At 57.6% G+C, this 20,957-nt stretch carries 21 protein-coding genes; 10 read left to right on the forward strand and 11 right to left on the reverse strand.

Features of this window, described 5'->3' with window-relative positions:
* Positions 1-34 precede the first annotated feature (34 nt).
* The 5 genes from glxR to allA all read right to left on the reverse strand — a co-directional run bounded on the left by glxR (position 35) and on the right by allA (position 5,063).
* Positions 35-913, reverse strand: coding sequence for a 2-hydroxy-3-oxopropionate reductase (gene glxR / locus GUC22_RS20285; RefSeq protein ID WP_004137891.1), 879 nt, complete (start codon positions 911-913; stop codon positions 35-37).
* 97 nt (positions 914-1,010) lie between these two features.
* Positions 1,011-1,787: a hydroxypyruvate isomerase gene (gene hyi / locus GUC22_RS20290; RefSeq protein WP_004137893.1), complete on the reverse strand. Its 777-nt coding sequence runs from the start codon at positions 1,785-1,787 to the stop codon at positions 1,011-1,013.
* Positions 1,788-1,800: 13 nt separating this feature from the next.
* Positions 1,801-3,582, reverse strand: a complete 1,782-nt coding sequence (gcl, locus tag GUC22_RS20295) for a glyoxylate carboligase (protein WP_116943821.1) — start codon at positions 3,580-3,582, stop codon at positions 1,801-1,803.
* 88 nt (positions 3,583-3,670) lie between these two features.
* Positions 3,671-4,489 (reverse strand): HTH-type transcriptional repressor AllR, encoded by an 819-nt coding sequence (gene allR / locus GUC22_RS20300; RefSeq protein ID WP_049088818.1) that lies wholly within the window; start codon positions 4,487-4,489, stop codon positions 3,671-3,673.
* 91 nt (positions 4,490-4,580) lie between these two features.
* Positions 4,581-5,063: an ureidoglycolate lyase gene (gene allA / locus GUC22_RS20305; protein ID WP_004137898.1), complete on the reverse strand. Its 483-nt coding sequence runs from the start codon at positions 5,061-5,063 to the stop codon at positions 4,581-4,583.
* 210 nt (positions 5,064-5,273) lie between these two features.
* On the opposite strand from allA, the gene allS reads away from it, so the two are divergent.
* Complete coding sequence (gene allS, locus GUC22_RS20310) at positions 5,274-6,197, forward strand: HTH-type transcriptional activator AllS (protein ID WP_004137900.1); 924 nt, start codon at positions 5,274-5,276, stop codon at positions 6,195-6,197.
* A gap of 87 nt (positions 6,198-6,284) precedes the next feature.
* Positions 6,285-7,370 carry a tRNA 2-selenouridine(34) synthase MnmH gene (mnmH, locus tag GUC22_RS20315; protein WP_049085243.1) on the forward strand — a complete coding sequence of 362 codons (1,086 nt, stop codon included), beginning with the start codon at positions 6,285-6,287 and terminating at the stop codon, positions 7,368-7,370.
* Between the two features lie 106 nt (positions 7,371-7,476).
* Here the strand turns inward: mnmH and GUC22_RS20320 are convergent, their stop codons facing one another.
* Complete coding sequence (locus GUC22_RS20320; protein ID WP_004130005.1) at positions 7,477-8,622, reverse strand: porin; 1,146 nt, start codon at positions 8,620-8,622, stop codon at positions 7,477-7,479.
* A 209-nt stretch (positions 8,623-8,831) separates the two neighbouring features.
* Here GUC22_RS20320 and GUC22_RS20325 point away from each other — a divergent pair, with 209 nt between their 5' ends.
* Positions 8,832-9,137, forward strand: coding sequence for a monooxygenase (locus GUC22_RS20325; protein ID WP_049085210.1), 306 nt, complete (start codon positions 8,832-8,834; stop codon positions 9,135-9,137).
* A 70-nt stretch (positions 9,138-9,207) separates the two neighbouring features.
* Here the strand turns inward: GUC22_RS20325 and ybbP are convergent, their stop codons facing one another.
* Both ybbP and ybbA read right to left on the reverse strand, forming a co-directional pair.
* Positions 9,208-11,625, reverse strand: a complete 2,418-nt coding sequence (ybbP, locus tag GUC22_RS20330) for a putative ABC transporter permease subunit YbbP (protein WP_064342291.1) — start codon at positions 11,623-11,625, stop codon at positions 9,208-9,210.
* Positions 11,622-12,308: a putative ABC transporter ATP-binding protein YbbA gene (gene ybbA / locus GUC22_RS20335; protein WP_024359143.1), complete on the reverse strand. Its 687-nt coding sequence runs from the start codon at positions 12,306-12,308 to the stop codon at positions 11,622-11,624. Before ybbA ends, ybbP begins: the two co-directional genes overlap by 4 nt.
* On the opposite strand from ybbA, the gene tesA reads away from it, so the two are divergent.
* The 3 genes from tesA to GUC22_RS20350 all read left to right on the forward strand — a co-directional run bounded on the left by tesA (position 12,276) and on the right by GUC22_RS20350 (position 14,617).
* The gene (gene tesA, locus GUC22_RS20340; protein WP_098066568.1) at positions 12,276-12,902 is read left to right on the forward strand and encodes a multifunctional acyl-CoA thioesterase I/protease I/lysophospholipase L1; all 627 of its coding nucleotides are present in this window, start codon (positions 12,276-12,278) and stop codon (positions 12,900-12,902) included. The genes ybbA and tesA overlap by 33 nt on opposite strands.
* Complete coding sequence (locus GUC22_RS20345; protein ID WP_162685301.1) at positions 12,892-13,701, forward strand: SDR family oxidoreductase; 810 nt, start codon at positions 12,892-12,894, stop codon at positions 13,699-13,701. Before tesA ends, GUC22_RS20345 begins: the two co-directional genes overlap by 11 nt.
* Positions 13,702-13,762: 61 nt before the next feature.
* A complete protein-coding gene (locus tag GUC22_RS20350) occupies positions 13,763-14,617 on the forward strand; it encodes a co-chaperone YbbN (protein WP_004137910.1) in 855 nt (284 codons plus the stop codon).
* A 96-nt stretch (positions 14,618-14,713) separates the two neighbouring features.
* Here the strand turns inward: GUC22_RS20350 and fetB are convergent, their stop codons facing one another.
* Positions 14,714-15,496 (reverse strand): iron efflux ABC transporter permease subunit FetB, encoded by a 783-nt coding sequence (gene fetB / locus GUC22_RS20355; RefSeq protein WP_004129987.1) that lies wholly within the window; start codon positions 15,494-15,496, stop codon positions 14,714-14,716.
* Entirely contained in the window at positions 15,483-16,163 is a 681-nt protein-coding gene (fetA, locus tag GUC22_RS20360; protein ID WP_024359007.1) for an iron efflux ABC transporter ATP-binding subunit FetA, read from the reverse strand. The genes fetB and fetA overlap by 14 nt, the downstream gene beginning before the upstream one ends.
* 136 nt (positions 16,164-16,299) lie before the next feature.
* Here fetA and GUC22_RS20365 point away from each other — a divergent pair, with 136 nt between their 5' ends.
* The 4 genes from GUC22_RS20365 to GUC22_RS20380 are packed head-to-tail and all read left to right on the forward strand — an operon-like array spanning position 16,300 to position 20,548.
* Positions 16,300-17,217: an SPFH domain-containing protein gene (locus GUC22_RS20365; protein WP_024359008.1), complete on the forward strand. Its 918-nt coding sequence runs from the start codon at positions 16,300-16,302 to the stop codon at positions 17,215-17,217.
* Positions 17,214-17,669: an NfeD family protein gene (locus GUC22_RS20370; protein WP_049131890.1), complete on the forward strand. Its 456-nt coding sequence runs from the start codon at positions 17,214-17,216 to the stop codon at positions 17,667-17,669. The genes GUC22_RS20365 and GUC22_RS20370 overlap by 4 nt, the downstream gene beginning before the upstream one ends.
* 24 nt (positions 17,670-17,693) lie before the next feature.
* Positions 17,694-19,862: a hypothetical protein gene (locus GUC22_RS20375; protein WP_098363292.1), complete on the forward strand. Its 2,169-nt coding sequence runs from the start codon at positions 17,694-17,696 to the stop codon at positions 19,860-19,862.
* Positions 19,832-20,548 carry a DUF3142 domain-containing protein gene (locus GUC22_RS20380; protein ID WP_049131892.1) on the forward strand — a complete coding sequence of 239 codons (717 nt, stop codon included), beginning with the start codon at positions 19,832-19,834 and terminating at the stop codon, positions 20,546-20,548. The genes GUC22_RS20375 and GUC22_RS20380 overlap by 31 nt, the downstream gene beginning before the upstream one ends.
* On the opposite strand, the gene cueR is transcribed toward GUC22_RS20380, so the two are convergent.
* The gene (gene cueR, locus GUC22_RS20385; RefSeq protein WP_004129970.1) at positions 20,545-20,955 is read right to left on the reverse strand and encodes a Cu(I)-responsive transcriptional regulator; all 411 of its coding nucleotides are present in this window, start codon (positions 20,953-20,955) and stop codon (positions 20,545-20,547) included. The two genes, GUC22_RS20380 and cueR, sit on opposite strands and share 4 nt — an antisense overlap.
* Positions 20,956-20,957 lie beyond the last annotated feature (2 nt).

Here is a 20,957-nt window from a genome sequence, read left to right on the forward strand (position 1 = left end):
AAAAAACGCTGCCGGAATCGGCAGCATTTTCTCATTACGATATTTTATGATTCGCCATTAATTCCAGCGCCTGAACTAAAGACGAGTGATCTAATTCGCTACCGCCGTTGGCGACGCAGGTATTAAATAGCTCCTGACAGGTTGCCGTATTTGGTAAATTAAGCGCCAGCGCTTTCGCGCTCTGCAATGCCAGATTAAGATCCTTCTGGTGCAGGGAAATTTTAAAGCCGGGATTAAAAGTCCGGTTCAACATTCTTTCGCCATGTACTTCCAGAATACGCGAGGAGGCGAAGCCGCCCATCAGCGCCTGACGAACGCGAGCGGGATCGGCTCCGGCTTTAGACGCGAAAACCAGCGCTTCGGAGACCGCTTCAATATTCAGTGCGACGATAATCTGATTGGCGACTTTACAGGTCTGCCCGTCGCCGTTACCGCCGACGAGGGTGATGTTTTTACCCAGGATATCAAACAGCGGCTTCACGCGAGCAAACACGTTTTCGTCACCGCCGACCATAATCGAGAGCGTGCCTTCACGCGCGCCAATTTCGCCGCCGGATACCGGCGCATCGAGATAATCCGCGCCCAAATCCCGCACCTGCTGTGCAAAACGCTTGGTTTCAATCGGCGATATAGAACTCATATCAACGATGGTTTTGCCCTTCAGGGCCGCTTTGGCGCAGCCGTGTTCGCCAAACAACACGTCGGCAACCTGCGGGGTATCCGGGACCATGATAAAAATAATCTCGGACTGCTCCGCGACCTGCTCGGCGGTAGCCAGATGCTGCGCGCCCTGCTTGAGCAGTTCTTCAGCAACCGGACCGATGGTGGTCACGTGCAGCGCGTGGCCCGCTTTGGCAAGTCGGAGCGCCATCGGGGTGCCCATAATACCTAAACCAATAAATCCCAGTTTCATACGTTTCCTCTCAAAATTTCTGTTTCGATTTATTTGGGCAATAGTTATCCCTTCCCCGAAATGGAATAATAAATAGTGCCCAACGATAAATTAAAAATTAGCGGTAGCGATTAAACCATGTCAGGCCCGCTTCGGTGGTAGTCAGCGGTTTATATTCGCAGCCGACCCAGCCGTCATAATTTGACTTGTCGATAAATTTAAAAAGATAATCGTAATTAATTTCTCCGGTTCCCGGCTCTCCGCGCTCCGGGTTGTCGGCAATCTGTAAATGACCAATTCGGTTGGCATAAGTTTGCATCGTATGGGTTAATTCACCCTCCATGCGCTGCATATGATAAATATCGTACTGGATTTTCAGATTATCGCTGCCGACCTCATCAATGAGCGCTAGCGCCTGATGCGTGGTATTCAGATAGAACCCCGGCATATCGAAATAATTAATCGGCTCAATCAGCAGCAGAATCCCCTCCTGGGCCAGCGCGGCGGCGGCAAAACGTAAATTCGCCACCAGCGTGGCGCGAATATGATCTTCGCGATAGCCCACCGGGGTTTTACCGACCAGGCAGTTGATTTTACGATTGCCCAGCGCTTTGGCGTAGCGGACTGCGGCATCAACGCCCTCGCGGAACTCCGCTTCGCGACCGGGAATACAGGCGATGCCGCGCTCCCCTGCCGCCCAGTCGCCAGCGGGTAAATTATGTAAGGTATGCTCCAGCCGGTTGTCGCTCAGCTTTTGCTTTAATACCTCGGGCGCATAGTCATACGGGAACATAAATTCAACGGCGCGAAAACCGCAGGCCGCCGCTTTATCAAAGCGCTCGAGAAAATCATATTCCTGAAATAACATCGAAAGATTGGCAGAAAAGCGCAACATAGGTTCACCTCATTTATTCATATTTCATAAAGCAGGTTTCGGTTGGCGCATCGATGGCGCTGTCGGCAACGTCTTCGAACTCCATGACGTTATCCAGCTCGCTGCCCATCGAGATATTGGTCACGCGCTCAAGGATCACTTCCACCACCACCGGCACGCGATACTCTTTCATCCACGCTTTCGCCTGTTCAAATGCGGGCGCGATATCTTCAGGTTTAAAGACGCGAATCGCTTTACAGCCGAGACCTTCGGCGACCTTCACGTGATCGACGCCGTAGCCGTTCACTTCGCTGGAGTTGATATTTTCAAACGCCAGCTGGACGCAGTAATCCATATCGAACGCGCGCTGCGACTGACGAATTAAACCCAGATAGGCGTTGTTCACCAGTACGTGGACGTAAGGAATATTGAACTGCGCGCCTACCGCCAACTCTTCAATCAGGAACTGGAAGTCGAAGTCGCCGGAGATCGCCACCACGTTACGCTCTGGGTCGGCGGCGCAAACGCCCAGCGCGGCGGGCAGCGTCCAGCCCAGCGGCCCCGCCTGGCCGCAGTTGATCCAGTGGCGGTCTTTAAATACGTGCAGCATCTGCGCGGCGGCGATTTGCGACAGACCGATGGTGGTGACGTAGCACACGTCGCGACCAAAGGCTTTGTTCATCTCTTCATAAACGCGCTGCGGTTTGACCGGCACGTTATCGAAGTGGGTTTTACGCAGCAGCGTGCGCTTGCGCTCCTGACATTCGGCAACCCAGCGCTCGCGGCGAGGCAGGCGGCCCTCTTTTTGCATCTGCTGCGCGATATCCACCAGTTGGGTCAACGCCGCTTTCGCATCGGAGACAATCCCTAAATCCGGGCACAGCACGCGGCCAATCTGCGTCGGTTCGATATCGATATGGATGATTTTGCGGCCTGCGGTGTACTTCTCGACCGAACCGGTATGACGGTTGGCAAAGCGGTTGCCAATACCGAACACAAGGTCGGAGGCCAGCAGCGTGGCGTTGCCGTAGCGGTGCGCGGTTTGTAAGCCGACCATACCGGCCATCAGCTCATGGTCGTCCGGGATACAGCCCCAGCCCATCAGCGTCGGGATCACCGGCACATGGGTGATTTCGGCAAATTGCTGCAACAGCGCCGCGGCATCGGCGTTAATTACCCCGCCGCCGGCGACTATCACCGGGCGTTCGGCCATCAGCAACATCGCCAGCGCGCGTTCAATCTGCGGGCGCGTGGCAACAGGTTTATACGCCGGGAGCGGCGCATACAGCTCAGGATCAAATTCGATTTCCGCGACCTGGACATCATAAGGCAGGTCGATTAGAACCGGTCCCGGTCTGCCGGAGCGCATCAGATGGAAAGCCTGTTGCAGCACGCCCGGCACCAGCGCCGCTTCGCGCACGGTCACCGCCATCTTAGTGACGGGCTTAGCAACGGACTCTATATCGACCGCCTGGAAATCTTCTTTATGCAGACGCGCGCGCGGCGCCTGGCCGGTGATGCACAAAATAGGAATGGAGTCAGCGGAGGCGGAGTACAGCGCGGTGATCATATCCGTTCCCGCCGGGCCCGATGTTCCCAGACATACGCCGATATTGCCGGCCGTGGCCCGCGTATAACCTTCCGCCATATGCGACGCGCCTTCCACGTGACGCGCCAGAATATGACGGATCCCGCCGTGCTTGCGCATCGCCGAATAGAACGGGTTAATCGCCGCGCCGGGCACGCCAAATGCGGTGGTAATTCCTTCTTTTTCCAGTACATACATTGCCGCGTCGACGGCTCTCATTTTTGCCATTTTTTACTACCTCGCTATATTGGAAAAATTTTCCAAATTTGAAAAAAGCCAAAAAAGTCCCGCTCCGCAGAGCGGGTCGGTTCGGCTATCAATCAGCCTGGGGTTTGAGTCCCAGCGCGGTGCTGATATTCCTTGCCGTCTCCCTTACCAGCTCTCCCTGGCTGATAAAACGATCCGGGGTTAAGCGGGACGCCGGCCCGGAAATCGAAATCGCCGCGACCACGGACCCCACATCATCGTAAACCGCTGAAGCAATACAGTTTAATCCTGTCACGTGCTCCTCCTGGTCAATGCTGTAGCCGCAGGCTCGCGCTTCATCCAGATTCCGCTGCAGGACCGGCAAATCGACGATCGTCGCCGGCGTAAACCGCTGTAGTCCGGTCTTCACAATGACATCCACCAGCTCTTCCGCCGACAGCGGATACAGCAGCGCTTTCCCGGCGCCTGAAGCATGCAGCGGTAGTCGGCTGCCGAGCGGCGCGCACATCCTCACCATCGACTTGCACTCCTGCTGGCCAATCAGCACCGCTTCGTTGCCGTTGCGAATCGCCACGTTGACGGTCTCGCCCGACATCAGCATCAGCCGGCGCATAAAGGGTCCGCCGACGGATAAAACATCCCGGTTGTGGATGTACGCCGAACCGATATTGAATGCGCCAAGTCCGATGTGCCACCAGCCTAACTGCGCGTCCTGATACACAAAATCCGCGCCTTCCAGCACCTTAAGCAGACGAAAGGTGGTCGACAACGGTAAGTCCAGATTCAGGGAAATATCGCTGACCGACGAGCTGCCGCCGCTCTTTTCAAGGTATTGCAGTATCGCGATCCCTCTCTCCAGCGCCTGGGCGCCTTTTTGCGCGGAAGGCTCCTGCTGGCCCGGCCTTCCCCGCCTTCTCACTTCTGTCATACCTCGATTATCTCCGGCTCAAAACCTGAGCATAAATAGTGTGTAAGCGCCCACATGTTATGCAAGATAATCGATAGCGTCACGTGCAACCTCACGCAAAGCTCAACTCCACGGTCGGGATCTCTACCACATCGCAGTTATCTTTTCCGCCGCGATCGACGGTTAAAAAATCGGTTTCACTCTGCCAGGCAAACAGCGGGTGATGCCAGACGTTACGATGGTAATTGACCCCCTGACGGCCATTGGAGATAAACGCCCGCAGGGTGGTCATGTCCGGTTGATCGCCTCCTGCCGCGACCACCACGACAAAGGCTTCACCGTTCATCGGCACAAACGCCTGGGTGCCCAGCGGATGACGTTCCAGCTCGGTGACCACAATCGGTAGCGCCGCCGGCTGGGCGCGGTTAATGCTAATCAGCGTGCGCTCCTGCTGCAGGGTTTCCACCATCGCCAGATCGTGAAAACGCTGGACTTTGCCATCGTTGATGTGGAAAAAATCCTGTCCTTCCGTTTCGATAACGTCCCCATAGGGGCGGAAGGCTTCGCGCGTCAGCGGCAATACTTCTAGCTTCATTGCATATTCCTTAGTCATTAAAAACCGTTCCCCTCCTCATACCTTGAGGGTAAGAGATGTACCGGTCAATTCATGGCCATCTCAAAGTGGTATCAACTATAAGTTGGAATAATTTTCCAAAACCTGATTTAAGCCACATAATTGAAATGGTTATTATGAAAAAATACTTAAAAATCATGGGGGAATTATTAAATTACGAGGAATAAGGCGATGCTAGACCCCGAAACACTACGTACCTTTGTCAGCGTAGCGGAGAGCGGCAGCTTCTCCAGAGCGGCGGAAAAACTCTATAAAACAACCGCCACTATTAGCTATCGCATCAAATTACTGGAAGATAACACCGGCGTCGCGCTCTTTTCCCGCACCACGCGCAGCGTACTGCTGACCCCGGCCGGGATGCACCTGCTGGCGCAGGCCAGAGAATGGCTTGGCTGGATTGACAGTATGCCCGGAGAGCTACAGCAGATAAACGACGGCGTGGAGCGCCAGGTCAATATTGTAGTAAATAACCTGATGTATGACCCGCAGGCCATCGCCCGGCTGCTGGCCTGGCTCAGCCAACGTTACCCCTTTACGCAGTTTCATTTTTCGCGACAAATTTATATGGGCGTCTGGGATACGCTTCTGCACGATGACTTTTCGCTGGCGATTGGCGTTACCGGCACCGAACCGTTAGGCGAAAATATTGCGGTCACCCCGCTGGGCGAAGTGTCCTGGCTGTTCGTGATGTCGCCGCATCACCCGCTCGGCCAGCAAAGCGATCCGCTATCGGAGGCCCAGCTACGTCGCTATCCTGCGGTCAATATTGAGGACAGCGCCCGGAGATTGACCAAGCGCGTCGCCTGGCGTCTGCCGGGGCAAAAAGAGATTGTGGTTCCCGATATCGAAACTAAAATCGCGGCGCATATCGCCGGCGTCGGTATCGGCTTTTTACCCGAGCCGCTGTGCCAGCCGCTTATCGCTCGCGGTGAGCTGATCGCCCGACAGATCCCGGCGATGCGTCCCCCCTCTCCTCTGAGCCTCGCCTGGCGCAAAGATCATCATGGTAAAGCGGTGCAGGATATCGCCTCGCTGTTCGTCCATTCGGCCCCGGAAATCCAGGGATTCCTGACACTATTCAGCGATACACCGTGAAAAATCAATTCAGCCTACCGCTCACCGCGTACAATAGGAGGATTATCGCGTCGAGCGACGCGTCTGGATGGCTTAACGGTTTAAATGATGCAATTAGTCCCACAGAATATTCGGCAGATCCTCGCCAGCGATACGCCGCTGATTGACGTACGCGCCCCGATTGAATTCAGGCAAAGCGCCATGCCCGCGGCGGTCAACCTGCCGCTGATGAACGACGACGAACGCGCCGCCGTCGGCACCTGCTATAAACGTCAGGGGCCGGAAGCCGCTCTCGCGCTGGGTCATCAGTTGGTCAGCGGCGAGATTCGCGCCAGCCGCCTCGCCGCCTGGAAAGAAGCCTGCGCGCGTTATCCCGAGGGCTACCTGTGCTGCGCCCGCGGCGGCCAGCGTTCGCATATCGTGCAGCAGTGGCTGAATGACGCAGGCGTGGATTACCCGCTGATTACCGGCGGCTATAAAGCGCTGCGCCAGGCGGCTATTCAGCTGACCGAAGAGCTGGTGCAGCGCCCTATCGTGCTGATTGGCGGCTGTACCGGTAACGGTAAAACCCAGCTGGTCTGCGCCCAGCCCGACGGCATCGATCTCGAGGGCCTCGCCCACCATCGCGGCTCTTCATTTGGCCGTACCCTGCAGGAGCAGTATCAGCAGGCAACCTTTGAAAATCATCTTGCCGTGGCGATGCTCAAAAAGTCAGAGCGGCAGACGCGCTGGGTGCTGGAAGATGAGGGGCATATGATCGGCGCCAATCACCTGCCGGAATGTATGCGTATTCGCATGGCGCAGTCGCCGCTGGCGGTAGTGGAAGATCCGTTTGAGATCCGTCTTGAACGGCTGCGCGAGGAGTATTTTACCCGGATGCATCGCGATTTCCTGGCGGCCTACGGCGAAGAGCAAGGCTGGCGGGCATATAGCGAATATCTGCACCACGGCCTGTTCGCTATCCGCCGCCGCCTCGGGTTACAGCGTTTTGCCCAGCTCACTGCCAGGCTTGATGAAGCCCTGCTGGAGCAGCAGCGCAGCGCCAGCACCGAAGCCCACTTCAGCTGGCTGGTTCCCCTGCTGAACGAGTATTACGACCCAATGTACCGCTACCAGCTCGGCAAAAAAGCGGAGAAGATTATTTTTCGCGGCAGCTGGCAGGACGTCGCCGCCTGGCTGGCGCAGGCGCAGTAGTCACATCCTCCCTTGTCCCGGCTTGCGGCGTAAACGCCTTAGCCGGGCTACGGGTCCGCAAACGGCGAGCCCCGGAAGCGCAGCGCCGCCGGGGAAGTGTTTCAGCTTAGAAGTCGTAGCGCAGACGCACCAGGTTCATATCGCCCAGGTTGTCGGTGCTTGACGTGAAGACGTGTTCGTAGTCAACACGGAAACCGTAATCCAGTTGGAAGCTCACGCCGACGCCGTTATCAATCCGCTGATAGTTGCGGCCGTTCACGTACTGCAGGCGGTCGCCCATAAAGTACGGCTGAATAGATTTCACCGCATACTGACCAATCGGGAATTTATAACCGGCAAAGTACTCAATACCCCAGGCATCGCCCGCGAAGTAGTTATGAACATCGGTTTTTTTGGTGGTCAGGAAGTTCTGATACCAGCCGCCGCCGAAGGAGAAGGTCCAGTTATCCGGCGTCCAGCTTAGGGCGGTACCGACGATATTCTGGTCGTATGATTTGCTGTCTGAACTCGAGGGGTTACGCATATCGGCGCGGGTATAGTTCCACGCGGCACCCCAGGTCAAATCCTTCATAATGTGGTAATCGGCGCCGATGGAGCCACCGCCTTTACGCTTGTAGCGCAGGCCGTTGCCCGGCAGATATTCGCTGTCTTCGAATAAGTAAGAAGCGTAGAGATCGACATCGCCAACGGTTTTCTTGTATTTCAGCATATTGCGTGAGCGATAGGAACCATCGTAGTCACCGTTGATGCCGTTACCCGGCGCCTGGCCTATCATGTCGTAATCCCAGATATCGGTTTTTACCCCGACCACGTCGTAATAAACGCTGTTCTGCTGACCGTAGGTTAACGTCCCCCAGGTATCGCTTTTCAGGCCGGTATAGAGCATACGGCGGCTGGTGTTATTCGCGCCTTCGGCATAGTGGTTATCCCAGTCGAAAAGCGCCGGAATATTGACGCCCAGCTCGTAGTAGCTGATCCAGCTAATATCATCGAACAGATAGTAGTCGGCGGCGAAGCGGAAACGGGTGCCGCCATCGAAACCGTTACGTTTATAAGAGCCTTTGTCTCCGTCGCCGGACATCATATTGAACTGGGGACGGATGCTCCCGCCGACGGTGAAGTTAAGCCGGCTTAACGGATCGCCCGCCTGCGGATCTTGTTTTAAAAGCGTAATTTCCGCCTGGGATGCAAAAGAGGTTAACGCCAGGGCTGCGCCGATCGTTATCGCCAGCGCTTTTATTTTATGTGCCATACTTTTTCCTTGATTAATAAGCAACCTTATATTTGCCAGTTGAATATTAACTGCGATTGAGTATGACGTGTTGTTGAGTTTTTAATGTTTCGTGCGGTTAAAAATCAGTAACTTACCATTTTGTGCCGTTAAAAAAACAGTGGTTATCTTTTCATCGCCATGTCATTAAAATGGTCTATTACCGCGCAAACTTCATCCATGGAGGAACTATGTCGAAAAAACTACTGCAGCTGCACTTTGCCTTTAATGGCCCCTTCGGCAGCGAGATGTCCCGTCAGCTCGTGGAACTGGCCGAGTCTATCAATCAGGAACCGGGGTTTATCTGGAAGGTCTGGACGGAAAGCGAAAAGGATCAGGAAGCGGGCGGGATCTATCTTTTTGAGAATGAAGAAACCGCGCTCGCTTATCTCAACAAGCATACCGCACGCCTGAAATCTCTCGGCGTGGATGACGTTATCTGCAAAATCTTCGACGTCAACGAGCCGCTCACCGTCTTGAACCACGGTCATCTGTAATAGCCACTCTCATCCGTACCGGCCCCCCCCGGGTTGCGGCTAACGCCTTACCCGGGCAACATCACTCACGCTATCCCTGACTAAACTGGCGGAACAGCGCCTTCCCTTTCAGCAAACGCAGCCCCAGCCAGCCGCCGCACAGCGACAGCAGTATCGCCCCGCACAGCGGCAGCATCACCCATAGCCGCCAGTCCGGAGACCACGGGAAGTCAAAGATTTTGCTTTGCAGCAGCGCCAGCGCTACCTCTGCGCCAATCGCCGCCACCACGCCTGACACCACGCCCAGCAGGGCGAACTCCGCCCACAGCGTGGTGCGCAGCAGAGACTTACCGGCCCCCAGCGTGCGCCAGACCACCAGTTCCTGATAACGCTGGCGCATCCCGACCTGCACCTGCGCCAACAGCAGCAACACGCCGCAGGCGGTGACCAGAATCACCATCACCTCAAGGGCGCGGCTTACCTGTGTCAGCACCTGGCCAATCTGCTGCAAAATCGCGCCGATATCCAGCAGGCTGACGGTGGGGAATTCGCGGTTGAGCTGCGTTAGCATCCCGTTGCCGTTATCCCAGCGGAAGCTGGTGAGCCAGCTTTGCGGCTGCCCGTCGAGCGCCCCCTGCGGGAAGATAAAGAAGAAGTTTGGCCGCAGGCTCTCCCAGTCAACTTTGCGCACGCTGGACACTTTCGCGCTAAAGTCCTGGGTATCCCCGGTAAACGTCACGCTATCGCCGAGCTTGACGCCCAGCCGCTGCGCCAGCCCCTCTTCAATCGAGACCTCGCCCGCTTTCGGCGGCCAGGTTCCGGCCACCAGCGGATTATGATCAGGCCGCTCGCGGCTCCAGGTGAGGTTAAGCTCGCGGTTCAGGGCTTCATCTTTATTGCCTTCCGTCGCCTGGCCGTTGATTTGCGTCAGGCGGGCGCGCACGATGGGATAGAACTCGGTGGCGCGGGTCTGATGTTCGGCAAGGAAGGTTTTCACCGGCACCACCTGCTCCGGGGCGATGTTGATCAGAAAGTAGTTAGGACTTTCCGGCGGCAGCTGCTGCTGCCAGCGATCGAGCAGATCGCCGCGCAGCACCAGCAGCAGGGCCAGCAGCATAAACGACAGCGAAAAGGCCGCCAGCTGGCTCAGGGTCGACCACGGCTGACGCAGCAGACGATTCACCGCCAGGCGCAGCGGCAGCGCTTTTAACGTCAAACGCTTCAGCAGCCACAGAACGCCCCATCCCGCCAGGCCGCACACCAGCGCCAGCACCACGGCGCCCGCCAGCACCGCCCATAGCAGAGGGCTACCGCCCATCAGCAGCGCCAGCAGCACCACCACGACCAAGCACACCACGGGAATATAGAACTTAAGCGGCCAGACATTAGCGACAACATCCTGGCGCAGCACTCGCAGCGGCAGGGTCGCCAGCAGCAGTCGATAGGGTCGCAGCCCGACCAGCAGGGAAATCACCACCATCGCGCCGATCGCCCACAGCCACGGCCAGCCGCTCGCCGCCGGCAACACCGCCGGGAGCACCGGTTTAAGCATCACCAGCAGAATATTTTCCAGCCCGACGCCCATCGCCCCGCCGGCAACCACCGCCATCGCCAGCAGCATCAGCCACTGGCCGACAATCAGCTTGCGCAGCTGAGCCCGCCCGGCGCCGAGGGTTTTGAGGATCGCCACCAGATCGTAACGGCTGCGGCAGTAATGGCTCATCGCCACCGCCACCGCGGCGACCGCCAGCAGCAGCGTTAACAACGCCGACAGCAGTAAAAACTGCTGCGAGCGTTCCAGCGATTTGCCCAGCGCGCTGTCGTCCTGCTCCAGGCCGATCCAGCGATGTTCCGGCCCCAGCTTCGGCAGCAGCCATTTTTCATAATCCGCCAGCTGCTGCGGGGTTCCGGCGAACTTATAGCGCCAGGAAACGCGGCTGCCTGGCTGTACCGCGCCGGTTTTCGCCACGTCGGCGGTGTTCATCATCAGCCGCGGCGCCATCTGGAAGGGGTTAAAGCCGGCATCCGGCTCCTGAATCACCTCGCCGGCAATGCGCAGCGTAGCGTCGCCGACATCAATAGTGTCGCCGGTTTTCAGATTCAGCAGCGCCATTAATCGCGGCGCCAGCAGCACGGTCCCGGCGTGCGGCTTCAGCCCCGGCGGCTGGGTCTGCAGCTGACCATACAGCGGATAACGCTCGTCAACCGCTTTGACGTCCGCCAGCTGCGGCGTATCGCCGGAAAAGGTCATGGTGGCGAAGCCCAGCTGTTCGCCGACGGTTAAGCCAAGGCGACGCGCTTCGTCAATCCATGCGCCAGGGACTTCGCGTGAGCTGCGCAGCGTGCGGTCGCCAGCCATAAATTCCCGGCTCTGCTGGCTGAGTCCTTTCTCCATGCGGTCGCTTATCGAGCCCAGCGCCAGCACGCAGGCCACCGCCAGGCTTAGCGCCAGCCAGACAATCAGCAGCGACGGCGAGCGCCATTCGCGCCAGAACCAGCGGGCAATCATGCTTCCTCCCGCAGCTGGCCATCTACCAGCCGCAGCCGCCGGTCGCAGCGCGCCGCCAGCAGCGGATCGTGGGTGACGAGGATCAGCGTGGTGCCGTGCTCGCGGTTAAGCGAAAACAGCAGATCGGCAATTTTATCTCCGGTATGACGGTCGAGGTTGCCGGTGGGTTCATCGGCGAACAGCAGCTCCGGGCGGCCGTTAAACGCGCGCGCCAGCGCGACCCGCTGCTGCTCGCCGCCGGAAAGCTGCACCGGCAGGTGATGCAGGCGTTTACCCAGCCCCAGCTGCTCCAGCAGGGCCCGGGCGCTGCCGCGGCTCTGGCTGTCGCTTTCGCCGCGCAGCAGCGCCGGAAGCTCGACGTTTTCCAGCGCATTGAGGGTGGGTATCAGCATAAAGGATTGAAACACAAAGCCGACATGCTTTGCGCGCAGCTTCGCCCGCGCCTCTTCGTCCATCTGATGCAGCGGCTTGCCAAGCAGCGAGACTTCTCCGCTGCTGCCGTCGTCCAGCCCGGCCAGGATCGCCAGCAGCGTCGATTTACCGGACCCCGACTCGCCAATCAGGGCGATGGTTTGCCCTTGTTTGACAACCAGCTCAACTCCGGTAAGGATGGACAGCTGATGCTCACCCTGACCGACGGATTTCTTAAGATGATGAACTTCAAGTATGTTTTCCGCTGGCATTTGCCTTTCCTGTTTCTGGTCCTGTTTACCTGCCGCGCGATGGCGGCCGACACGCTGTTGGTTCTCGGCGACAGTCTGAGCGCCGGTTATCGTATGGCGGGCAATACCGCCTGGCCTGCGCTGCTTAACGATAAGTGGCAGACCAAAACGCCGGTGGTGAACGCCAGCATCAGCGGCGATACCTCGCAGCAGGGGCTGGCAAGGCTTCCGGCGCTGCTTAAGCAGCACCAGCCGCGCTGGGTGCTGGTGGAGCTCGGCGGTAACGATGGACTGCGCGGTTTCCCCCCGCAGCAGACGGAGCAGACGCTGCGTACCATTCTTGAGCATATCAAAGCGGCGAATGCCCAGCCGCTGCTGATGCAAATTCGCCTGCCCGCCAACTATGGCCGCCGTTATAATGAAGCCTTTAGCGCAATCTATCCGGCACTGGCCAAAGAGTTTGATATTCCTCTGCTGCCCTTTTTTATGGAAGAGGTTTATCTGAAACCGCAGTGGATGCAGGACGATGGAATTCACCCCAATCGAGACGCCCAGCCGTTTATCGCCGACTGGATGGCGACGCGTTTGGCTCCCTTAGTTAATCATGACTCCTGATAACAGCGAGTCATTCGCAGGTAAAGTTATGCAAAAATCGGTTTTAGTTACAGGATGTTCCAGCGGAATTGGTCTTGAAAGCGCCCTTGATTTAAAGCGCCAGGGCTTTAACGTGCTGGCCGCCTGCCGCAAAGCAGAAGATGTCGCGCGGATGCACGAACTGGGGCTGAGCGGTGTTCTGTTGGATCTTGACGATCCGCAGAGCGTTGAACGCGCCGCCGCCGAGGTGATTGCCCTGACCGATAACCGCCTGTATGGCCTGTTTAACAACGCGGGCTACGGCGTCTACGGCCCGCTGCCGACCATCAGCCGCCAGCAGATGGAGCAGCAGTTTTCCGCCAACTTTTTCGGCGCCCATCAGCTAACGATGCTGCTGCTTCCGGCCATGGAGCCGCACGGCGAGGGGCGTATCGTGATGACCTCATCGGTGATGGGGATCATCTCCAGCCCCGGCCGTGGCGCCTATGCCGCCAGTAAATACGCGCTGGAGGCTTGGTCCGACGCGCTGCGCATGGAGCTGCGCCACAGCGGTATTAAGGTCAGCCTGATTGAGCCGGGCCCCATCCGCACCCGTTTCACCAACAACGTCAACCAGACCCAGGCCGATAAGCCGGTGGAAAACCCCGGCATTGCCGCCCGCTTTACTCTCGGACCGGAAGCGGTGGTGGAAAAAGTGCGCCATGCTTTTGTCAGCGATAAACCGAAGCTGCGCTACCCGGTAACCCTGGTGACGCACGCGGTCGCCCTGCTGAAACGCCTGCTGCCGACCCGCGCGATGGACAAAATTATCCAGGGCTAAGTTGAAGCGCCTGCCGTCGCCCCCATATATCTATACAAGTATCGACTAAAGAGACTCGCTCATGTCCGCACAGAATATTGTCAATATTACCGAAGCTAACCTACACCAGACGCTGCAGCAGTCCGCAGCGACGCCGGTGCTGTTCTATTTCTGGTCCGCGCGCAGCCAACATTGCGAGCAGCTGACGCCGGTGCTAGAGAGCCTGGCCGCCCAGTACAACGGTCTGTTTACCCTTGCTAAGGTTGACTGCGATGCCGAACAAATGCTGGCTTCGCAGTTTGGCTTGCGCGCTATCCCTACGGTTTACCTGTTCCAGAACGGTCAGCCGGTCGACGGCTTCGAAGGCCCGCAGCCGGAAGAAGCGGTGCGCGCGCTGCTGGATAAGTTCCTGCCGCGCGAAGAGGAACTCAAGGCGCAGCAGGCGCTGGCGCTGATGGAGGAAGAGAACTACGCCGAAGCCCTGCCGCTGCTGAAAGACGCCTGGCAGCTGTCGAACCAGGAGAGCCAGATTGGCCTGCTGCTGGCGGAAACGCTGATTGCCCTGCACCGTTCCGATGAAGCGGAAACCGTGCTGAAAGCCGTGCCGCTGCAGGATCAGGATACCCGCTATCAGGGGCTGGTGGCGCAGATCGAGCTGCTGAAAAAAGCCGCCGACACGCCGGAAATTCAGCAGCTGCAGCAGCAGGTAGAGCAGAACCCGCAAGACGCGGCGCTGGCCTCCCAGCTGGCATTACAGCTGCATCAGGTAGGGCGTAACGAAGAGGCGCTGGCGCTGCTGTTCAGCCATCTACAAAAAGATTTAGGCGCCGGAAACGGCGAAGTGCGCAAGATGCTCCAGGAGATCCTCTCCGCGTTGGGCACCGGCGACGCGCTGGCCGCGAAGTACCGCCGCCAGCTCTACTCTCTGCTTTATTAATCGCAAAAAACCCGGCTCGCGCTGCGCGTAGCCGGACTACAGACTGGATGATCTTGTAGCCCGGGTAAGGCGTTTACGCCGCAACCCGGGAAACGCTTACGCCCGTTTTTTCAGCTGCGTCACCACCAGCTGATGGCGAGCGTTAAAGAACTTCAGGTAGGTCAGATACCCGGCGATAATCGTTGACAGACTGGCGGTAGAGAGCAGCATGAACGTCACCATAATCTGATACTTAATCGCTTTTACCGGATCAATCCCGGCGAAAATCAGCCCCGACATCATCCCCGGCAGGCTCACCAACCCTACCGTTTTCGCCGAATCCACCGTCGGGATCAGCGCGGCGCGAATGCTATCGCGGATCAGCCTCGCGGAAGCCATCTTCGGCGTTGCGCCCAGGCTCAGCTTCTCCTGAATCTGCTGCTGCTCGCTGCTAAACCGCTGCCCCATATTGTTGTAGCACAGCCCGACCGCCACCATCGCGTTGCCGGCCACCATCCCGGCGATTGGAATGACCTGCATCGGCACAAAAGCAATCGACCCGGAAAAAACCAGCACCGCCAGGGTTAACCCGGCGCCGGTGGTTATCGCGATAAATGAAGAAACAAAGGCTTTATCGATATATTTGCTGCGTTTTTTCGCATTCCACGCCGCGTTAAAGCAGATAAACAGCACCATCAGCAGCGTCAGCACGGCGTGATTAACGTTAAAGATATATTTCAGCACGTAGCCGACGATAATCAGCTGCACAATCGCCCGGCAGATACTCCAGATAATATCTTTTTCCAGCGCCAGCTTTTCCCGGTAGCTGACCACAATCGCCACCAGCACCAGAACCATGGATAACGCCAGCGACTCGTTGGTAATATTATGCCCGTTCATTTTTTTGCTCCTCCTGCGCTTTGCCGCCGGCAGGCTGGAGCGTAATCACTTCATCCGCATGGGCAATTTCATTGCTATCGTGAGTGACCCACAGAACGGCGATATTTTTTTCGCTCGCATAGCGGTGAATAATCTCATTCACATTTTTTTTATTGCTCTCGTCCAGCGCGCTGGTTATTTCATCGAGCAGCAGCACCTGCGGTAAAAACTGCAGATTGCGAATCAATGAAACGCGCTGCTTTTCCCCGCCGGACAGCTCGTTAATGGATTTTTCCAGCGTATTTTTCGCCAGACCGAAGCGGGCAAGATCGGCCACCAGCGCCTTAGGATCCGGCTGTTTTTGACGGATCTGCCACGGGAAGATCAGGTTGTCATACACCGAATCGCCGAACAGCGCCGGGGTTTGCGCGCAGTAGGAAACCTGCTGGCGATAGGTTTCCGGCGTTAAGTCATTAATATCTTTACCGGCGAAGAAAATGCTCCCCGAGGTGGGGCTTTGCAGCGAAGCGATTATTTTTAATAACGTGCTTTTTCCGCAGCCGGAAGGGCCGGTAATCAGCTTAAATTCCCCTGCTCTGAGCTGAAAATTAATCTCATTAAGGATGGTCACCCCATCGGCCTGAAAACCCACGTTCTCCAGGCGCAAAATAGCGTTACTTTCGGTCATTATTATTCCCAGTTTTTCGACAACGCCTCTAGTTTACTCCACTTTTCTTTCACCCGGATGCGCGGAAAGATATACTCTGGTTAAACGCGCGCCGCTCTTCCGGCGCATCAACAGGCAACAAGACAGGAGGTTTTTGATGCTGATTTTTATCCCCATTCTTATTTTCGTCGCGCTGGTTATCGTCGGAGCGGCGGTAAAAATTGTTCCTCAGGGCTACCAGTGGACGGTAGAGCGCTTTGGCCGCTATACGCAAACGCTGCAGCCGGGTATGAGCCTGGTGGTGCCCTTTATGGATCGTATCGGGCGCAAAATTAATATGATGGAGCAGGTGCTCGATATCCCTTCGCAGGAGGTGATTTCGCGCGATAACGCCAACGTCACCATTGATGCGGTGTGCTTTATTCAGGTCATCGACGCGCCGAAGGCCGCCTATGAAGTCAGCAACCTCGAGCTGGCGATCATCAACCTGACCATGACTAATATTCGTACCGTGCTGGGCTCCATGGAGCTGGACGAAATGCTCTCCCAGCGCGACAGCATCAACACCCGCCTGCTGCATATCGTCGATGAAGCGACCAACCCGTGGGGGATCAAAATTACCCGCGTTGAGATCCGCGATGTGCGTCCGCCAGCGGAGCTTATCGCCTCAATGAACGCCCAGATGAAAGCCGAGCGAACCAAGCGCGCCTATATTCTTGAGGCCGAAGGGATACGTCAGGCGGAAATTTTAAAAGCCGAGGGCGAGAAGCAGTCGCAGATCCTCAAAGCCGAAGGCGAGCGTCAGTCGGCGTTTTTACAGGCAGAGGCGCGCGAACGTTCCGCGGAAGCGGAAGCGCGCGCTACGCAGATGGTCTCATCCGCTATCGCCTCCGGCGACATTCAGGCCATCAACTACTTTGTCGCGCAGAAATATACCGATGCGCTGCAGCAAATTGGCGCGGCCAGCAACAGTAAAGTGGTGCTGATGCCGCTCGACGCCAGCAGCCTGATGGGCTCCATCGCCGGGATCGGCGAGCTGCTTAAAGAAGGCGCCGGCGCGCAGAAAAAATCATGATCGCGCTGATTCTCGCCCACCCGCATATTTTCTGGCTCAGCCTCGGCGGGCTGCTGCTGGCGGCGGAAATGCTCGGCGGCAACGGTTATCTGCTGTGGAGCGGCATTGCCGGCGTCGTAACCGGGCTGCTGGTCTGGATGCTGCCGCTGAGCTGGGAGTGGCAGGGTACGCTGTTTGCCGTCCTGACTCTGCTGGCGGCCTGGCTATGGTCGCGCTGGCTGCGTAACCGCGTTAAGCGCCAGAAGCCGGCGGACGCTCAGCTTAATCAGCGCGGGCAGCAGCTGCTTGGCCGCCGCTTTACGCTGGAAACGGCGCTGGTTAACGGTCGCGGACACGTCCGCGTGGGCGATAGTTCATGGCCGGTCATTGCCGATGAAGACCTCGCGGCGGGCAGCAAGATTGAAGTGGTCGCCATCGAAGGCATAACCCTACATATAAGAGTCGTATCATAATAATCATGCCACAGGACATCCGTCATGGTCAGGAAGACAACGTTTACCTTTTCGCTCTGCGCCCTGCTCGCGGCAGCCGCTCAGGCATATGCTTCTGCTGATATCGAAGATTGCTCGTGGAACGACCCGCTATGCCTGCTAAAAGGCGACCCTATACTGACGCCGGGAAATGACTCGCGCGACAACTTGCTGCGCCTGCTGAGCGAAGCGAAATCTTTCGCCCTTCCCGTTCAGGCCATTCCCGCTGATGTCAGCCGTATCCGCGATGTTTACTTCGCCTGGCATCCTGAGTGGAATAGCGCGCCGCCGCCTCCCGCGCCGTCGGCGCAACGCGAAGATGAAACCTTCATCCAACAAATGACGGCGCTGAATATCGATCCCGCGCAGGTCATGTCAGCCGATTCGGCTGAACGGCCAGGAACATCCGACTATGAACTGGAAAACCGCTTTGTCAGCAACACCCTTGCCGCCGTCAGCCAGTTCAACGCCGCCCTGTTCGCCACGCCTTCTCTGACTCCGCTGCAGCGTCATGACCTGGCGCTGGCGCGGCTGAAACTGTTTTATGGCGCCAATATTACCGCTGTAGCTGATATCCTCAATAGCTTCCCGGCAGATGCGGACGCCGACTTATTCGCTTATTACCTTTCCGGCATCGCCCACTTCTATGGCGGCAATTACACCGCCGCGACCCACGATTTCACCCTGTTGCTGGGGAGTAAGCAGCCCTGGCTGACCGAGACCGCGCAATATATGCTGATGCGCACGGCGCTCAATAAAAGTAGCCAGAACAGCGTCGGGCAGTATGGCGATTTTGATATCGCACGGATCAATCGTGATGATGCCGCACAGGCGCAAAATGAAGCACAAGCCTATTTGCAACGCTGGCCCGCAGGGCTTTATGCCGACTCCGCGCGCAATATGCTGCGCCGCATTAACTGGTATCTGCAGGCGTGGCCGCAGCTGGCCGGACTCTATGAACAGGCCTTCCGGCAGGCTGCAGACGCCGGGGATCTGCGTAGACTGGTGAGTGAATATGATAATGTCTTCGGCATGCCGTTCTACGCGCAGCCCGTTCTGGCAGCATTCCCGGACGCGCCGCAGGTCAGCTATGTCGAGCTTCTCCGCGCCCTGCGCCTGAATGCTGACAATAAGCCGACCTTAACCCAGGCACAGCTTGACGCCAGCAAAGCGGCGTTTGAGAAGAGCGGAAATCTGCCGCTGTGGCGCGACCTACAGCTGCAGCTGTGGAGCGCGACGGGCAACGATGCCGCCATCCTGCAGGCTGTCACGCCGGCGAAAACGCTGCCGGCGAATGATATTCTCGCCTTCAGCGAACAGGTCCTCTACGGCGAAGCGCTAATGGGGCAAACGCAGTGGCCCGCAGCGCGCGATTTTTGGCAGCAGCTGCTACAACTTAGCCAAAACCCCGAGCAACAGCAGTATATCCAGGCAAAACTGGCGGCAACGCTGGTCTACAGCGGTAACGCGGCGGCTATCTTTGCCGCCGATAGCCCGGTGACCAATCTACGCTTTCGCTCCCGAGTGCTGAAAACCCAGGCCTCGCCTGAACTGCTACGCCAACAGGCGGCCCACGGCCCCAACAATGAAGAACGTACTATCGCTCTGCATACGCTGCTGGTGCGGGATCTCACGGAAAGTCGTTTCAGCGACTGGCTGAACGACAAAAAGCTCGCCACCGCCATTACCCAGCCGGTAATCAGCGAGGCCTTTAACGACGTCAACCTTAGCAGCTTCGGCTGGGATGGCGAGGCGACCGAAGCCGGTTATGCCTGCCGCAGCCTGGATGATACCGTCACCGTGCTCAGCAAAAACGCCGACGATGCCCATGCGCTTAACTGCCTGGGCGAGTTCTTCCGCACCACGCAGACGCATGTTGATCTGTGGAAAGACCAATCCGGCAACGATATGCTCGAGGCCGCCATCAACCGCCGGCAGCCTCTGGGACAGTTCGATCGCCAAAGCTATTACCAGCAGATTATCACCTCGCCGAAAGCGGAGCCGGAAGATAAAAGCTATGCGCTCTATCGGGCGATTCTCTGTTATGCCCCCTCCGGTAGCAACGAATGCGGCGGCGAAGATGTCGAAAAACTGCAGCGTAAGGGCTGGTTCACGCAGTTGAAAACGCAGTATCCGGGAAGCCCGTGGGCGCAAAAACTCAAATATTACTGGTAATCGCGCTGCTGTCCGGGCCAACGCAGGCGGCGGAGCGCGTGGATGCGCGCCAGCATTCTGCCTTCTGGCTGTGGTCCGGGGTGAAAGCCAGCAACGATCTGCAGAACGCGCAGACGGTGTATCTGCATCAGGGCGAGGTGCTGACGCGCGCGGGCGAGGTAATATTCCAGCGCCTCGGCCTGCCGGTCAGCCGCCTGACGTTTCCCGCAATCTGGCTTACCGTCCGGTTTACCACACTTGATGTGCCGCAGACTATTGTGCCGCGGATCGTACGCCTGATGCAGCGTTGGCGGGCGGCTGGCAATCAGGTGGTTGGTCTGCAGGTTGACTTTGACGCAGCCACATATCAGCTCGCCGACTACGCCCGATTTTTGCAACAGCTACGCCAGCAGCTGCCGCCTGAGTTCGCCCTGGGGGTAACCGGCCTGCTGGACTGGGCTAAAACCGGCGATATTGCCACACTGAACGCGCTTGCGGTTGATGAACTGGTGGTGCAAAGCTATCAGGGTCGCCACACGGTGGCGAATTATCAGGATTATCTCCCCGCGCTCAGCCGGCTGCGTATCCCGTTCAAACTCGGGCTGGTGCAAAACGGCAGTCGCGATCGGCAGGCGGAAATGCAGCTGAATGACTCTCCATACTACCGCGGCACGGTGGTCTTTATGCTCAACCCGGCGCGGCGTTAAGCCTGCGCTTTGCGGTGACAGCAGCCCGAAAGATTATCGATGATCGGGCAATCCGCGCTGTCATCGCCGGGGCAGGAGTCCGCCAGCGCCAGCAGATGCGCGCGCATCCCCTGCAGCTCGCTGATATGGCGCTCAATGTCCGCCACTTTCTCCAGCGTCCGGCGTTTCACGTCAGCACTGTGCCGCGACGGATCGTTAAACAGAAATATCAGCTCACGGCACTCTTCCAGATTAAACCCCACCTGGCGCGCCTGGCGCAGCAGGGTCAGTTCATCCAGATGCTGCTGGCTGTAGCTGCGGTAGCCGTTTTCGCTACGCAGCGGCGGCGTCACCAGTCCCTTCTCTTCGTAAAAACGGATCGCTTTACTGGTTAAGCCGGTTTTTTTCGCCACATCGCTAATATTCATCT

Origin of the sequence: Klebsiella sp. MPUS7, from assembly GCF_009905335.1 — a bacterium.
Taxonomy (GTDB): domain Bacteria; phylum Pseudomonadota; class Gammaproteobacteria; order Enterobacterales; family Enterobacteriaceae; genus Klebsiella; species Klebsiella grimontii.

What these genes read in the sequence shown, in the direction of transcription:
- fetB (WP_004129987.1), bottom strand. Translation starts at nt 15,496, where the DNA reads ATGAACGGGCATAATATTACCAACGAGTCGCTGGCGTTATCCATGGTT.
- allA (WP_004137898.1), bottom strand. Translation starts at nt 5,063, where the DNA reads ATGAAGCTAGAAGTATTGCCGCTGACGCGCGAAGCCTTCCGCCCCTAT.
- allR (WP_049088818.1), bottom strand. Translation starts at nt 4,489, where the DNA reads ATGACAGAAGTGAGAAGGCGGGGAAGGCCGGGCCAGCAGGAGCCTTCC.
- GUC22_RS20365 (WP_024359008.1), top strand. Translation starts at nt 16,300, where the DNA reads ATGCTGATTTTTATCCCCATTCTTATTTTCGTCGCGCTGGTTATCGTC.
- tesA (WP_098066568.1), top strand. Translation starts at nt 12,276, where the DNA reads ATGATGAACTTCAAGTATGTTTTCCGCTGGCATTTGCCTTTCCTGTTT.
- gcl (WP_116943821.1), bottom strand. Translation starts at nt 3,582, where the DNA reads ATGGCAAAAATGAGAGCCGTCGACGCGGCAATGTATGTACTGGAAAAA.
- GUC22_RS20370 (WP_049131890.1), top strand. Translation starts at nt 17,214, where the DNA reads ATGATCGCGCTGATTCTCGCCCACCCGCATATTTTCTGGCTCAGCCTC.
- fetA (WP_024359007.1), bottom strand. Translation starts at nt 16,163, where the DNA reads ATGACCGAAAGTAACGCTATTTTGCGCCTGGAGAACGTGGGTTTTCAG.
- hyi (WP_004137893.1), bottom strand. Translation starts at nt 1,787, where the DNA reads ATGTTGCGCTTTTCTGCCAATCTTTCGATGTTATTTCAGGAATATGAT.
- ybbP (WP_064342291.1), bottom strand. Translation starts at nt 11,625, where the DNA reads ATGATTGCCCGCTGGTTCTGGCGCGAATGGCGCTCGCCGTCGCTGCTG.
- mnmH (WP_049085243.1), top strand. Translation starts at nt 6,285, where the DNA reads ATGCAATTAGTCCCACAGAATATTCGGCAGATCCTCGCCAGCGATACG.
- GUC22_RS20345 (WP_162685301.1), top strand. Translation starts at nt 12,892, where the DNA reads ATGACTCCTGATAACAGCGAGTCATTCGCAGGTAAAGTTATGCAAAAA.
- cueR (WP_004129970.1), bottom strand. Translation starts at nt 20,955, where the DNA reads ATGAATATTAGCGATGTGGCGAAAAAAACCGGCTTAACCAGTAAAGCG.
- allS (WP_004137900.1), top strand. Translation starts at nt 5,274, where the DNA reads ATGCTAGACCCCGAAACACTACGTACCTTTGTCAGCGTAGCGGAGAGC.
- GUC22_RS20350 (WP_004137910.1), top strand. Translation starts at nt 13,763, where the DNA reads ATGTCCGCACAGAATATTGTCAATATTACCGAAGCTAACCTACACCAG.
- GUC22_RS20375 (WP_098363292.1), top strand. Translation starts at nt 17,694, where the DNA reads ATGGTCAGGAAGACAACGTTTACCTTTTCGCTCTGCGCCCTGCTCGCG.
- ybbA (WP_024359143.1), bottom strand. Translation starts at nt 12,308, where the DNA reads ATGCCAGCGGAAAACATACTTGAAGTTCATCATCTTAAGAAATCCGTC.
- GUC22_RS20320 (WP_004130005.1), bottom strand. Translation starts at nt 8,622, where the DNA reads ATGGCACATAAAATAAAAGCGCTGGCGATAACGATCGGCGCAGCCCTG.
- GUC22_RS20325 (WP_049085210.1), top strand. Translation starts at nt 8,832, where the DNA reads ATGTCGAAAAAACTACTGCAGCTGCACTTTGCCTTTAATGGCCCCTTC.
- glxR (WP_004137891.1), bottom strand. Translation starts at nt 913, where the DNA reads ATGAAACTGGGATTTATTGGTTTAGGTATTATGGGCACCCCGATGGCG.